Below are 14435 nucleotides of genomic sequence, written 5' to 3'. Positions count from 1 at the left end.
CGTTCCCGCCTATTCCCGGCGGATGGAATCGGTCAGCCTTCCACGCACTGCGGAGGAAATGGCGACGATACAGACCAGCAGGCCGAACCCGAGTACGGCGGCGATCAGTTTGCTGAGGAAGCCCATGGGGAGCCCGCCACCGCGTTCGATCAGTTGGGGAATAATCGCCAGCGAGGCGGTAATCACGCCGAGAACAACTCCGAGGATCAGCAGCACGCCGTGTTCGCCCATGATCATGCCCCGCAGGGCTTCGGCGCGGAATCCCAGGGCCTGCATGAGGCCGAGTTCACCACGGCGTTCCAGCACATGCCGGGCAATCAGCACGCCGATGCCTGCCGTTCCCAGCAGGACGCCCAGACCGCCAAGCACCGTGAAGATGCCGATGTAAGTGTTTTGCACACTCAGGAACAATTCCAGCCGCTGCTTGGTGGGTTCCAATGCCAGGCCACGCTGTTCAAGCTGCCGCGTCAGATGCGCAGAGATCTCTGAAGCCTGATCCGGTTTCGCATCGATCAGGAAGAAACGATATCCGGCCGCATCCGGATACTTCGAGAGGAACGCTTGTTCGCTGATGATCATCTTGCCCTGCAGCACGGAGCCCGCGAGCAGGCCGACGATCTTTACCTGGAAGGTGTTTCCCGAGCTGTCCTGATAATCCAGCGTATCGCCCACGCCCTTGCCCAAACCCCACATGGCCGTTGCCTGATCGGCGATGGCAGGAATGAAGGAGGTATCCGCAAGCTTCTCCCATGAGCCGGAAGCAAACGCGAACGTGCCGGTCATCTGGGCGGGATCCACGGCGACGAGCATGGGCTTCTGCGCACGGTTGAGATTCAAACAGCTCGCGTCATCGCCGTCGCGCACACGAAACGGCACCACATGGGCATGTGGCATGAGCTTCTCATCGAGTCCGAATGCATCCCAGCCAGCCTTCACATTGAGATCTTCATAAACCGGCAGGGAGGACTCGCCGATGAGCGCAAAGCCACCGGTGCCCGAATGTTTCTGCGTGGCGTCCCCTGCGCTCATGCGGAAGGCATTCACCGCCACGACGAGGAAGATGCCGCCTGCCATCATGCCGATCACCGCCAGACTGCGCGAAGGACGACGTGAGATGTTGCGCGAGCCGATCTGCCAGAGCGTTCGTGCGAGACTTCCGCTGTCGCGTCGCATCCAACCGCGCAGGAACAGGAGACCGGCGATCATCATCAGCATCCCGGAACCAAAGAACATGCCGGCGACGGCTTCAGGATTCTTTACCATAAAGCCAAAGGCGAGCAGCAGGAGCGCGACGCCGGCAAGAATCAGAACCACTTTCATTCCATGCTTCTTTTGGACAGGGGAGAGGTCTTCGCTCCAGGAGCCTGAGAGCAGATCACGCGCTTTGACTTTGAAAAGCTTCCGACTTGCCCACCACAAAGTAAGCAGCACCACGATCATCGTGGACAGCGCGGCGTTGAAAATCGTTCCGAAGCTTGCGCTGAACACGAGCGGCAGTCCCTGCGTGGCTCCGCTCCAGATGGCGGAGAGCCCGTGCAGCGCCGTTTGTGTGTAGATCATCCCGCCAAAGACTCCCAGCAGCACGCCCGCGAGGGCGATGACTCCCGCTTCCATTAGCCACGCACGTCGCACCATGCCGCGTGTCCATCCTATCGCCATCAGCAGGCCGATCTGGGCGGCACGGCGCTCCAGCGTGAACAAGAACAGCAGCGCTGCGAAGACGAGCGCTGCGGCAATCAGGAACATGCTCAGGCCGATGAACAGTCCGCCAAAATCCACGCTGCCTTTTGCCGCCGCGCCTGCCTCGTGTTTGAAGTCTCGCGGCAGGAGACCAATGTCGGACAAGTTCAGCCGCAATGCGAGAGCGTTGGCCTTGGCCTCGGACGTCTGGCCTGCATTGGGCATGCGGATGGCGGTGAGGTTGCCGAAGCGGTTTGACCAGAGTTTCTGGCCCGCCGCCAGTGTGATGAATGCCTTCGGGGTGCCTTTGTACTCGTCCCAGTAGTCTTCGTCCTTGTCGCGGATGGCCTTCATGTCCATCGGGATGCCGGGCTCCCAGTCGCGGCAGTTGTCCACGTCCGAAACGCCGGGGAAATCTGGCGTCCACGCCTTCGTGACTTTCGGATCATCCATCGGCAGGATGGCTCCCACTTTGAACTTGGCCGACTGTTGCTTCAGTTCGCGCCCGAGTCCGACCACGAAGTATTTGATCTCCAGTTCGTCGCCGACGGCGAGCTTCTGATCGTCCGCCAGCCATTGGGTGATGGCGATTTCATCGTCCTTGCCTTGTCCGACCGCCGTCACCATTGAATACGGTGTGCCCCCTTGTGCCGAAGTGATGCCGTTCACGAGATAGGTCAGCACGCCGTAGGTGCTTTTGAAGTCATCGATCTTCTCCGCGAGGTTGCGCTCCAGGAAGACGCGGCTGGTGCTGATCTCCCACTCCTTTTTTGCGCCGTCGATTTTTTTGAGCTGGAGTGCGAAGTCAGCAAGTGTTCGCTGTTCTTCAAAGTGTGCCCGGAGGACGTTGAACTGTGGGTGGAGCAGCGCGTTGACGCGTCCGTCCATTTCGAGCTGCGTCTGCAGATCAGCGAGGTTCACAAACACGGAATCCGGCGGCACCTGCGAGGCCGTGAGCTGAAACGCACCGAAATCTTCCGGGCTGACCACGGCGGCGATCTTGCGGCGCAGCGAGATGTCCTCGTTGGTGCTGCCGGAGAGCGGCGCATCGCGCGAAATGGCGCTCGGACGCTCCAGTCGCACGAGGATGGTGTCGCCCGCCTTCACGCCGAGTTTGCGGGCGAGCGGTTCGTTGATGGCGACAGAAGATTTGTCAAAGGTGACGGACTTTGAACTGGTGCTGAGCTTCCAGAACGCTTCATCGACACCGAGCACTTGTGCTCCGTTGACGCGCACGTTGCCATTTGCTGCGGCTGCCGCACCTGTGGCGATGATGACGGGCGCTGACTTTGTTTTGCGCGCGAGACTTTCGGTGAACCAGTGGTCGCCGCCGAGCACGCCGCCTTCGACCTTGCCCAGACGCAAAGCGGCCACGCGTTCCAGACTGGCACGCACCGAATCACCAACGAGCATGGAGCCGGTCAGAATCGTGGCTGCCAGAAACGTGCCAAACAGCAGCCCCAGATGGCCGCGCCAGTAGTGGCGTGCGGATTGGAGGACGTAATCCTTGAGTTTCATTTCAGGGAGCCTTCATGAATCGTCAGCATCCGGCCCATGCGTTCTGCCTGCGCACGATGATGCGTGACCATGATCAGGGTGACCTCGCTGCTTTTCTGAAGTTGCAGCAGCAGGTCGGTCAAAGCGGCGGCGTTGGTCTCGTCCAGCGCGCCGGTGGGTTCGTCAGCCAGGATGAGCCGGGGCTGGTTGATCAAGGCACGCACAAACGCCACGCGCTGGCGTTCACCGCCGGACAACTGCGCCGGTTTCCAGTTCATGCGGTCTTTGAGACCCACCTGTTCGAGCAGCGATTCCGCGCGTGACACTGCATCGGCAGGTGGCGCTTTCAGGGCAAGCGTTGGCAGCAGCACATTCTCTAGCACGGAGCATTGCGGCATCAGATGATGGAGTTGGAAAATGAAGCCGATCTTCTGGCTGCGCAGTGCGGCGAGCTGTTTCGCCGTTGACTTGGCCGGCGATTCTCCATCAAAGACGATCTCTCCTTCATCGGGAGTGTCGAGCGTGCCGAGAATGTTCAGCAGTGTGCTTTTGCCGCAGCCCGATGGGCCGACGATGGCAACGGATTCACCGGCCTCGATGCTGAGGTTGATGCCATGCAGCACCGGAACCCGGGCCCCGCTGCCGGGGTCGGTGTAGGACTTGGAAACGTTGGTGAGTTGGATCAGTGACATGGTTGGGTTCAGGCTGTCTGGACAAGCCGCCAGCGTTTGGCTTTGAACTCGTGGCGGGGAAGACTGTGAGGCTCGGCAAGTCTCACGGGAATGCGCAGTGAAAATGTGTCCTTCAGCTTTGTCTCGATGCGTTTGAGCAGCGGCTTCGCCACGTTCCCGTCGACCTCGACGATCAGTTCAATCTCATCCATCGCATCCACTTTGCGCTGCTCCACCATGAACTCCAGAACCTCCGGGAACTGCCGCACGACGGCCTCGATGGCGCTCGGGTAAATGTTTACTCCGCGCACGACGACCATGTCGTCCACGCGGCTCAGGATGCCCCCGTCGAGCATGAGCCGGCCGCGATGAATCTTCTTTTTCACCCAGTCTCCGGTGCGGTAGCGCAGCAGCGGACAGGCGGTGCGGTCCAGGGTCGAGAGAATCAGTTCACCGCATTCGCCATCAGCCACCTCCACGCCCGTTTTTGGATCCACGATCTCGGCGAGATAGGCCTCTTCCATCACGACGAGCTGCCGCGGCATGTCCTCTGTTTCATAACTGACCGGCCCGACTTCGGTCATGCCGTGATGATCGAAGACTCGCGCCTCCCACAGTTTTTCGAGGCGCTGCCGCACTTCGGGAACGCTGCCGCCAGTCTCACCGGCCACGATGATCTTGTTGATGCGCAGTCCCATGCGCTCCACACCAGAAGGATCACCGATCAGTTCGCCGAGCCGCAGCGCATAAGTGGGTGTGCAGCACAGCACGGTGGCACCGTAGCGTGCCATGGCTTCGAGTCGTGCCTGGCTGGACATCCCGCCGGCAGGAATGATGAGGTAATCTTTTGCTGCTGCTTCGTATGCTGTCCAGAATCCCAGAAACGGTCCGAACGAAAACGCGAAGAAGATGCGGTCGCGTCCTTTGACGAGTCCGGCGGCGTCAAACACACGTTGCCAGCATTTGAGCATGGCCTCCCAGCTCTCTGGCGTATCGACCCAGGCCATGGGCTCGCCCGTACTGGTGCCGCTGGTCTGGCAGAAGCGGGTGTATTGGTGAATGGCCCGGGTCAGATTGGTTCCAAAAGGAGGGTTAGCCAGACGATCGGCCTGAATGTCCGCCTTTGTAGTGAACGGAACTTGGGCAATGAAGTCGTCCACACGGTTGAGGCGGCTCACCTTGAGCTCCCATTCGTGAATTTTCTTGCCGTAAAAGCTGTCCGTCGTGGCGAGATTGAGCACGATGGACCTCAGCTTGCGCCACTGGTTGGAGCGTAAGCGAACGCGGTCGATCAATGGAGGGCCGTCCGACACGCTCGTAGACATGGCGAGGCATGGAGCGGGGTCAAGCCGCCTGCTCATCGGTCGATTTTCGGCCTCTGCTACCGTCACTCACTCATCATCAGGCATGAAGCTTCCGAACGTCGATACGCTGCATCAGCAAATGCTCCTGGCCGGGCATCACAGTGACCACATCTTCGCCGGCGTTGGCCGCCTCGATACAGAGAAATTCGGGATACGCCTCGTCAGGCAAATCGGCAAGGCGCTTGGATTTTTCGATCCAGGGATTCCATACGACTGTGGCCAGGCTGCCGCCTTTTTCGATGATGAATTCGCGCTTCCAGGCGGGATCATGCACGATCACTGGCGCATCTGAAGCATAGAGCCTGTCCACTTCCTGATCGATGACCACAGGCCCGTGCTGCGGCCGCTTCTCCGGTGAGAGGCGGCTCTCGACATACTGCGTGCCATGCAGTCCGTGAACCGAGATCTGCCGCACGTCTTCAACATTGAGATAGGTGTGCAGCGCCCCCGTCATATCCCACGCGGCGGTTCCTGTGTTCGCCACCTGCAGCGTGACTTCCAGAAACGCGCCCATGCGCACGTGCAAACGTGCCGAGAAGGCATGCGGCCAGTAAGTCTTTGTCTCGGCGGAGTCTTGAACTTTCAGCACGATCTCGACTTCCGAATCGTTCTCACGCGCCACGTCCACCTTCCACATCATGGTGCGGACAAATCCATGGGCGGGCATCGCTGTATCGCGCGGATGCGGTCCAAACCACGGCCAGCACACCGGAATGCCGCCGCGGATCGCCTTCCCAGGCTCCAACTGCGCCGCCATGCTCATGAACAGCACAGGATCATGGCCTTCGGGAATCCATTCCATCACATGTGCTCCGTTCAACGCGATTCGCCCGCTTGCTGCCGGATGATCGATTTCGAGGATGGGATATTCAGAGAGTTCTTCGGTGATACGGACGGAAGGAGGGAGAGTCATGCTCGGGCATTCATATCCTGAAGCTAGCAGGCAGCAACTCCGCCATCGTCATCGCCACCGGTTTTCCGTCGCGCAGAAACCAGACCGTGGTTTCTGGCGTCGCGAACTCCGCGATCACTTGCCTGCAGGCTCCACACGGCGGAAACTCCTGCCCAAGCGCAACCACGGCGAGCGTGGCGATCTTCATCGCCGGTCCTTCCTCGGACACGGCGTGGAAGATTGCATTGCGCTCAGCACAGATCGTCAGTCCGTAGCTCGCATTCTCCACATTGCAGCCGGTGAAAAGGCCGCCGCGTTCAGTGAAGACGGCGCAACCAACCTGAAACCGCGAGTAAGGCGCGTAAGCCTGTTCCGCGGAGACCTTGGCCAGTTCGAGGAGATCGGGGGTGCCGGTCATGAGTTCAGTTTTTCTTTTTCGTTTCACCCGCAGGTGCGGTGCCAGTCTTGGGTTCTTCCTTGATCAAACCAGCTTTGACAAGCTGCGCCTTGGCCTTGTCCGCGTTCATGCCGCCGACAGGAAGATCGAAACCAAGCGTGTCACCGTTCGGCGTGAAGCCGTGGCCGTCCGCATCGATGTAGATCGGATTGTTGTAGGCGCAGGGACGCATCTTGGCGTAGTCGCTGGTGCCGTAGCAGGTCTTTTCATCGCCGTCTTCGTCAATGGCCACGACGATGAGATGCGCATCATGCTGCAGCGGCACGTGGATTGTCTGGTCGAACTTCACTACGCCGTCCTTGAACATCTGCGGATGCGTGGCGCGGGTGAAGTTGAGCTTCGGATCAGGGCGGCTGTTCACCAGCACCTGCACGCGGTCGATGTCCATCCAGTCGGTGCATTGCACACGCACCTTGAGATCGATGACTCCGGTCGCGCGGTCGTCGTCACCGGCGATCTTGCCGTTCTGTGTCGTGACTTCGAGGAAGGGACCAGTGCTGAGCACGATGTGGCCGGCTTTCGCATGCGGCGAGAGTTCCGCCCAGTCGATCTTCGCCGGCTCATCGGTGCTGGAGGGCAGGTAGCAGCGCCAGCAGCCAACACCGTTGCCATAAACGCTGTGCGCGTCGGCCACACCGACGGCGGTGACGCGCAGACCTTGATTCAAAAGCTGACGCCATATGAACTCACGCACCTGCGAGACCTTGGCGGCCAAGGAGCCGGCGGGACGGCTGACCTTGAATGGCGCATCGGCCAGAATGTCTGTGCCAGGTCCGTTCTCACTTTCAGAGCCGTCGATCATGTCACCGACGCCGACGAAGCCGCCATCCGCAACGCCGTCGCTGTCGCGGTCCATGAACATGTTCGCGAGATCGGGATGGTTGAACTGAATCCAGCGATCCGCACGCTCGCCCTGCCAGCGTCGCAGCGTGAGTGCGGTGATGCGAGGGTCATCGTTCCAAACGGGGGCACCGCCGTCTTGCTTGAGCGGATCAGGCTCGAACGGGAATGCATTGAAGTGCTGGCGGCTGCCGGTGAGTTCCATGCCCTTGACTGTTTTGATGTAGGATTGAAGGCCTAGCGCCTTGATCGTCGGTTCCCAGTCGTAGAGGCGGTTGTGCTCGGTGGTTGGCGCGAATTCGAGGTGCTCGGCAGCGATGTTGATCAAGCGGCCGTCGGTGTCGCAGACATTGTCGCCGCTCGGCGTGCTGTGATTGTGGAAGTCGGCGCTGATCCAGCCCTTCGTGTCCACGAGACGTTTGAGCGTGCCTTTGAATTCGGCGGTCTTACCGGCCTCAAGCGTGATTTCCTTCGCAAGGTGACTGTATTCCGGTCCGCGCACAACGACGACGCGGTACTTGCCCGGCGGGAGCTGTTGGGTGAAGTGGCCGTTCTCGCTGTGATACTGGTCCACGCAACCATGCGCGCGATGCTTCGGGCCGAGATTGAGCTTCGGAGCGTTTTCATCCAGCGGCGCGAAGTGCGCCTTGCACGGGATGGGTTTGCCTGCCTCATCGTTGATCGCAAAGCGAATGCCGGAGGCAGCCGAGAGACCAAAAGCGTGCTTTACTACCCCATCGGCTTTCACGGTAACATTCGCGGTGACTTCGTTACGGCCCAGATCAGAGGCAACGAACTCGTACTTCCCATCAGGAAGGCGGAGGTTGAACCGGCCTTCCAAATCAGGGTACGCCAGGATACTGCTCTGACCCTGCTTGATGGCGATGGAACCCGTCGCGAGCCGCTTGTCATTCTCGTCGGTCAATAATCCTTCAACGATTCCGGTTTTTCCCTTCACTGCCCATACCTCGCCCACGGCCTGCGCCGGAGATGTGCCCACGGCGAAGAAGCGTGAGATAGCGACCTCCTGTTTCGGCTGCAATTCGATCGTGTCTTCGAGCTTGTCGATGCCGCTCACGCTGAGGGTCGCGAACGCATAACCGCACTTATGTGCGGGATTGATCGCATCGGCCCATCGAATGCCCTGCACTTCGCCGGTGGATTCAAACCGCATCAGATCATCCTTGGTGAAAGTCTTCTGCGGTTTGTCGGTCTCGTTGCGCAGCACTGTGGTGATGAAGACGCCCTGCACACCGTCTTTGACACGATATTCATGACGTTTGAACACGCCGCCGTTCTTTGCTGCGGTGGTGACGGATTCGACGGCGGCGGCGCCCTCTTCTTTGACATTGGCAATCTTTACGTAGCTGACCGGACCGTGACCGCAGGGGCTGTAAATGACGAGCTGGTCGTTGCTGGCGCCACGCAGTGTCAAATCATAGAGCGCACCCGGGGTGACACCGTCTTCGCCGTAAAAGGTGCTCATGTTTGCGCGACGGTTTGCGGCGTTGTGTGAGATCACGGCCTCCACCTTGTCACTGCGCAGAACGAAGTCGCCCAGGATACCGTCGGCTTCCTTGCCTTTGGGCAGTTCCGTTTCGCGACCGAGCGCGGCTTCAAAGACTTCGGCGGCGGGCAGGGCGCTTGCAAAGAGCAGGGGGAGCAAGAGGGCAAATTTCATGGAAGGTGGGTGAAGCTGTAACAAACGGCAGGGCGAGAGTCATCTTGTGCCGCGACACAACTTTGTTAATCTCGCCGCGTGGCCGCTGCTCCCCAACGCCTTGCCTGGCTCGATCTGTTCCGCGGTCTCGCGGTGCTCGGCATGGTTTGGACGCATTCGGCACACACGTTTCTCGATGCGAATCTGCGTGACGCACCGTGGTTTCATGAACTCGACTACTATCACGGTCTGATCGCCCCGGCCTTCTTCTGGATCGCGGGTTTCGTGCGCGCGCATGTGACAACGGGCGGTTCCAAACCGGCATGGCCTGCGGCCAAGCGACTGTTGATGGTGTGGCTCATCGGTTACCTGATGTATGTGCCCTGGCAGGCGCTGCTCACGCCGGAGGCATGGAAGGCGGCCTGCACGGTCAATGTGCTGCATTGCCTGGCGGTGAGCGGTCTGCTGATGCTGCTGGCCGAACGTTTCGTGCGCTGGCGGAACGCGGTGGCCGCTGTGTTGCTTCTCGCATTTGTCGGCCTGCAAAAGTCGGCCGAGAGCTGGCATACGGGTGTGTTGTTGATCGATCAGTATTTCAGTCGCAACCATGGTTCGTGGTTCGCCCTTTTCCCTTGGGTTGGTTTCGGCATGGCAGGTTTTCTGACGCGCAGCTTTTGGAGCGGCACCCTGAATCGTGGAGCGGCTGTCGTGTTCGTGTCAGGAGCTTTACTGACCTTCGCTCAGCCTTATTCACCCTGGCCCGGAGGCGAACCGGAGTTCTTCCTGGAACGTCTGGGCTGGGTGATGATGGCCGCCGTGCTCACCGCCTGCGTGGCTGACCGAATCAGCGCGGGCACCGGCTGGCTGCGGCTTGCCGGTCGTGAATCGCTGCTTCTTTACGTGGTGCATCTGCTGCTGATCCATGCCGTGCCGCTGCCAAGGCGGCCGTTGCAGCAGATCATTGGAAGCACACAACCGCTGTGGACCGTGTTTTTGATCTTCGCGCTGTTGTTTGGCGTCTCGTTGATGCTGGGGTGGTGGAACGAGCGACGCCGGGTGCGAGTTCGACAGGGCAGGGGAGGGGCTGGCTCCAAGTCGAAAGACGCTTCGTGATTTGAAAGCATCGCAGGCTTCTCACAAATGGCGTTGACGTTCGTCGTGGATTTGTGGTTGGATCAGCACGCTCAAAACTGAACCTGACGACGAAGCTTCCCATGAACATCCTTCAACCATGGAACATCGTCTTCCTCATCGGGTTCGTGATCTATTATCGGATCCGGCACGTCTTCATTCTGCGCACGAAGGACGAGAAGAAGGAGGTGAGACGTATGGACGGGTTGGAAAAAGGACTGCTGGCGGGCATGGCGCCGGGCACGCTGCTGCTGCCGGTGCTCTATCTCTTCACGCCCTGGCTCGCCTTTGCGGATTATCGTCTCCCAATTGTTGTGCCGTGGATCGGAACGGTGGCGATGATCGTCTCGCTTTGGCTGTTCTGGCGGTCGCACAGCGATCTGGGGCAGAACTGGTCGGTGAGCCTGGAACTGCGAGAGAATCACGAACTGGTGACTCGCGGCGTTTACCGTTTCATCCGCCATCCCATGTATGCCTCCATCTGGCTGTGGGCATTCGCGCAGGGAATGCTGCTGCAGAACTGGCTCGCCGGCTGGTCCGTCGCGCCCGCCTTCGCTGCGATGTATTTCATGCGTGTCCCACGTGAGGAGCAGTTGATGTGCGAGAAGTTCGGCGACCAATACCGCACCTACATGCGACAGACGGGAAGGCTTTGGCCACGATGGACTGCCGGGGAGAAGGCGTGAGTAGATTGGACGAACCCACCGACGAGCACGGCAAGAGAGATTGATCAGCGTCCGTAATCTGCGGCGCTCATGATCCCCCTTCGCCATGTTCTTTTGACCGTCTTGTTCACCACCTCGCTTTCCGCGGAGGTGGCAAAGGTGCATCCGGCGCAGGCGATGGGGATTCTGAAGACGCAATGCCTCGGCTGTCACAACGCGGAAAAGAAGAAAGGCGGGCTGTCGCTGGAGACGCGCGACCTCGCGCTCAAGGGGGGTGAGAACGGCGCCGCGCTGAAGGCGGGCGACGCGGCGCGCAGTGCGCTGATCGCCGCGCTGAATGATCCGGGCGATGCGCATATGCCGCCGAAGAAGCAGATGCCGGAGAAGCAGATCAATCTGCTGAAGGCCTGGGTGAACTCGGGTGCGGCCTGGGATGACGCGGCCTTGAAGAAGTTTGGCGAACTGACGCCGGCGGACAAACTGGCCGCGCTGCCCGCGAGTCACACGCCAGCGGCGGCGCTCGCTTTGAGCCCGGATGGCAAGTGGCTGGCTGCCGGACTGGGCAATCGCGTGTTGGTGCGTGATGTGAGCACGAAGGATTCACCGGTGGTCGCGACGCTGGAAGGTCACAAGGACGTGGTGCAATCGCTCGCTTGGAATGCGGATGGCACGCTGCTGGCAGCGGGTGGTTATCGCAGTGTGCTGGTGTGGAAGTCTGCCGACTGGAAGGTGGTGCATACGCTGGCTGCGCCGCTCGAAGGTCGTGTGACAGGACTGACGTTCCTGCCGGACAAGGCAACGATGATCCTCGCTGATGGGGCGACCGCAGCGAAAGGTGTGCTGCATCGCTGGAAGCTCGGTGAGGCCAAGCCATCGCAAACCGTCGAGGCGCATGCGGACAACATTTTGAGCCTCGTTCTGAGCCGTGACGGCAAGCAACTCGCCACCGGAGGCGCGGACAACCTCGCGAAGGTGTGGGACGCGGCGACCTTCAAGGAGATCGCCAAGATCGAAGGTCACGTTGGCCATGTGGTGACGCTGGGTTTCAGCACGGACGGCAAATGGCTCGCCACCGGATCGGCGGACAAGGATCTCAAAGTCTGGGACATCGCCAGCAAGGAGATGCTGATGCTGTTGGGTGATAAATCAACACCAGTCAACGCGCTGATGTGGTCGCCGGATTCCACGAGCCTGACGTTTCTCAATGACAACGGCAACGTGACGAGCGTCACTGAATTGAAGACCCACGACGGCGTGCGCCTGGCCTTCACGAGCGGCAAGCAAAAGAAGCTCGTCACACTCGAAGGCGTGCCGAACGCCGCTGTGATGACGGCCGATGGCAAGGATCTCTTTGCCACGATGGATTCGGGCGAGGTGATTCGTCTCGATGAAAAGGCCGCGATCACCAAGCTCGCCGTTCCCAATTCTTCGTCGGTCGTCCCCAATCCGAAAGCCCTCTCCTTCACGCAGGACATCCTGCCCATTCTCAGCAAGGCGGGCTGCAATCTCGGCGCCTGCCATGCGAAGGCTTCCGGGCAGGCCGGATTCAAGCTGTCGATCTTCGCGTTCGATCCGAAGGGCGATTACATGGAACTGGTGAAGGACTCGCGTGGCCGTCGTGTCTTCCCCGCGCTGCCGGAGGACAGCCTGCTGCTTCAAAAGGCCGTGGTGCGCGTGCAGCACGAAGGCGGACAGCGTTTTGAACCGGATTCCGCATCGGCAAAAACCATCGCAGAATGGATCCGCCAGGGCATGCCCTACGAGACGCCGGGACAGCCGACGCTCACAGGCATCGACGTGGCACCGGCGGAGAAGACGTATCGCAAGAACGAGGCGGGTACGCTCAAGGTCACGGCCAATTACAGCGACGGCACGAAACGCGATGTCACCGGACTCACGGACTACATTTCCTCCGAGAAATCCATCGCCTCCGTGGATGAGGAAGGCCACATGCAGACCACGAGCGAGAGCGGCGAGACGGTGATCGTGGCGCGCTACATGGGCATGGTGGCCATCTCGCGCGTGGCGGTGCCTGCGGACAAACTTTTCCCACCTGAGCGCTACGCGAACCTCACGGTGCGCAATGAGATCGACAAGCTCGTCTATGCGCGCCTGCAGAAGCTCGGCCATCTGCCGAGCGACACCTGCACCGACGCGGAGTTTCTGCGCCGCAGCACACTCGATACCATCGGCATGCTGCCGACGGTGGAAGAAGCGCGAGCTTTCCTCGCCAACAAGGATCCGAAAAAGTTCGAGCAGTGGATTGATGCGCTGCTGCAGCGTCCGGAATGGGCGGACCACTGGGCGATCAAATGGGGCGATCTCATTCGTCCGAACCCCTCACGCGTCGGCGTGAAGCCGGTTTATCTGCTCGACCAGTGGATTCGGCAGAGCTTTCGCGACAACAAACCGTGGGACCAGTTCGTGCGCGAACTCCTCACCGCCCAGGGCAACACGCACAAGGACGGCCCCGTGGCGATTTGGCGTGACAAACGTGAACCCGTGGATGCGGCCACCTTCGTCGGCCAGATCTTCCTCGGTGTGCGCCTCGAATGCGCGAAGTGCCATCATCATCCGACCGAGAAATGGGACCTCACGGATTACTACCAGATGGCCGCTTTCTTCACGCAGATGAAGCGCAAGGGCCAGGGCATTTCCGCGCCGATTAGCGGCGAACCGGAGCAATGGTGGTTCGCTCCAGGTGCCGCGAGCATCGAGCATCCGGTGACGAAGGCCGCGCTCAAACCACGTCCGCCCGCCGACAAAGAAATCGCCATCGCCGACACGCAGGATCCTCGCGCCGTGCTGGCCGATTGGATGACGAATCCCAAGAACCCCTACTTTGCCCATGCCATCGTGAACCGCGTATGGTCCAGCTACATGGGCCGCGGCATCGTCGATCCCGTGGACGATTTCCGCGCCTCGAATCCTCCGACGAACGGCCCGCTGCTTGACTGGCTGGCGCAGGACTTCGTGAAGCACGGCTACGACCTGAAGCACCTCATGCGCACGATCATGTTGTCGCAGATCTATCGTCTCAGCAGCCTCCCGAACGAAACGAACATTGCCGACCTGAAGAACTACAGCCGCAGCTACCGTCGCCGTCTGCCTGCTGAATCGCTGCTCGACGCGGTCTGCGAAGTCACCGAGGTCCGCGAGAACTTCTCCGGCATGCCTGCCGACGCGCTGGCGAAACAGACGTGGAATCACAAGCTCGAAAGCCAGTTCATGGACGCCTTCGGCCGTCCGAACGCCAGTTCCGAGTGCCCCTGCGAACGCGATGCAAAACCCAGCGTCGTGCAGGCCCTGCACCTCATGAATTCCACCAAGCTGCAGGAAATGCTCATCAACAGCAAAGGCCGTGCGACACGACTCGCAAAAACAAGCCTGACCCCGGCCCAGATCACAGAGGAACTCTACCTCGCCTGCTACTCACGCCTGCCCACGCCCGAAGAAGCGGCCATCGCCGACAAGGCACTCGACGTTGGCGTCGCCAACCGGCAGGCGGCGATCGAGGACGTGATGTGGAGCCTGCTGAACTCGGCGGAGTTCGTGTTTAACCATTGAGGCGATCTTTT

9 protein-coding genes are annotated in these 14435 nt (G+C 60.3%); 3 read left to right on the top strand and 6 right to left on the bottom strand.

Annotated elements, in window-relative coordinates; translation table 11 throughout:
- Window positions 1–9 precede the first annotated feature (9 nt).
- The 6 genes from KDL09_RS06480 to KDL09_RS06455 all read right to left on the bottom strand — a co-directional run bounded on the left by KDL09_RS06480 (window position 10) and on the right by KDL09_RS06455 (window position 9082).
- Entirely contained in the window at window positions 10–3198 is a 3189-nt protein-coding gene (locus KDL09_RS06480) for an ABC transporter permease (protein WP_294382898.1), read from the bottom strand.
- Complete coding sequence (locus tag KDL09_RS06475) at window positions 3195–3869, bottom strand: ABC transporter ATP-binding protein (RefSeq protein ID WP_294382896.1); 675 nt, start codon at window positions 3867–3869, stop codon at window positions 3195–3197. Before KDL09_RS06475 ends, KDL09_RS06480 begins: the two co-directional genes overlap by 4 nt.
- Window positions 3870–3877: 8 nt before the next feature.
- Window positions 3878–5173: an AMP-binding protein gene (locus KDL09_RS06470; protein WP_294382895.1), complete on the bottom strand. Its 1296-nt coding sequence runs from the start codon at window positions 5171–5173 to the stop codon at window positions 3878–3880.
- Window positions 5174–5249: 76 nt separating this feature from the next.
- Window positions 5250–6125, bottom strand: coding sequence for a D-hexose-6-phosphate mutarotase (locus KDL09_RS06465; RefSeq protein WP_294382893.1), 876 nt, complete (start codon window positions 6123–6125; stop codon window positions 5250–5252).
- 10 nt (window positions 6126–6135) lie between these two features.
- Window positions 6136–6522 carry a cytidine deaminase gene (cdd, locus tag KDL09_RS06460; protein WP_294382891.1) on the bottom strand — a complete coding sequence of 129 codons (387 nt, stop codon included), beginning with the start codon at window positions 6520–6522 and terminating at the stop codon, window positions 6136–6138.
- 4 nt (window positions 6523–6526) lie between these two features.
- Window positions 6527–9082, bottom strand: coding sequence for a CehA/McbA family metallohydrolase (locus KDL09_RS06455; protein ID WP_294382888.1), 2556 nt, complete (start codon window positions 9080–9082; stop codon window positions 6527–6529).
- A 78-nt stretch (window positions 9083–9160) separates the two neighbouring features.
- On the opposite strand from KDL09_RS06455, the gene KDL09_RS06450 reads away from it, so the two are divergent.
- The 3 genes from KDL09_RS06450 to KDL09_RS06440 all read left to right on the top strand — a co-directional run bounded on the left by KDL09_RS06450 (window position 9161) and on the right by KDL09_RS06440 (window position 14424).
- Window positions 9161–10174: a heparan-alpha-glucosaminide N-acetyltransferase domain-containing protein gene (locus KDL09_RS06450; protein WP_294382886.1), complete on the top strand. Its 1014-nt coding sequence runs from the start codon at window positions 9161–9163 to the stop codon at window positions 10172–10174.
- Between the two features lie 101 nt (window positions 10175–10275).
- Window positions 10276–10878, top strand: a complete 603-nt coding sequence (locus tag KDL09_RS06445) for a protein-S-isoprenylcysteine O-methyltransferase (RefSeq protein ID WP_294382883.1) — start codon at window positions 10276–10278, stop codon at window positions 10876–10878.
- A gap of 69 nt (window positions 10879–10947) precedes the next feature.
- Entirely contained in the window at window positions 10948–14424 is a 3477-nt protein-coding gene (locus tag KDL09_RS06440) for a DUF1553 domain-containing protein (protein WP_294382881.1), read from the top strand.
- The last annotated feature ends 11 nt before the right edge of the window (window positions 14425–14435 follow it).

The organism is Prosthecobacter sp. (assembly GCF_020439865.1).
Taxonomy (GTDB): Bacteria; Verrucomicrobiota; Verrucomicrobiia; order Verrucomicrobiales; family Verrucomicrobiaceae; genus Prosthecobacter.
Note: the sequence above shows the minus strand (reverse complement) of the source record. Positions and strands in the feature narration are given on the sequence as shown.

Excerpts from the sequence above, each read along its gene's own strand:
- KDL09_RS06475 (WP_294382896.1), bottom strand. The coding sequence starts at position 3,869 with ATGTCACTGATCCAACTCACCAACGTTTCCAAGTCCTACACCGACCCC.
- KDL09_RS06465 (WP_294382893.1), bottom strand. The coding sequence starts at position 6,125 with ATGACTCTCCCTCCTTCCGTCCGTATCACCGAAGAACTCTCTGAATAT.
- KDL09_RS06455 (WP_294382888.1), bottom strand. The coding sequence starts at position 9,082 with ATGAAATTTGCCCTCTTGCTCCCCCTGCTCTTTGCAAGCGCCCTGCCC.
- KDL09_RS06445 (WP_294382883.1), top strand. The coding sequence starts at position 10,276 with ATGAACATCCTTCAACCATGGAACATCGTCTTCCTCATCGGGTTCGTG.
- KDL09_RS06480 (WP_294382898.1), bottom strand. The coding sequence starts at position 3,198 with ATGAAACTCAAGGATTACGTCCTCCAATCCGCACGCCACTACTGGCGC.
- KDL09_RS06470 (WP_294382895.1), bottom strand. The coding sequence starts at position 5,173 with ATGTCTACGAGCGTGTCGGACGGCCCTCCATTGATCGACCGCGTTCGC.
- cdd (WP_294382891.1), bottom strand. The coding sequence starts at position 6,522 with ATGACCGGCACCCCCGATCTCCTCGAACTGGCCAAGGTCTCCGCGGAA.
- KDL09_RS06440 (WP_294382881.1), top strand. The coding sequence starts at position 10,948 with ATGATCCCCCTTCGCCATGTTCTTTTGACCGTCTTGTTCACCACCTCG.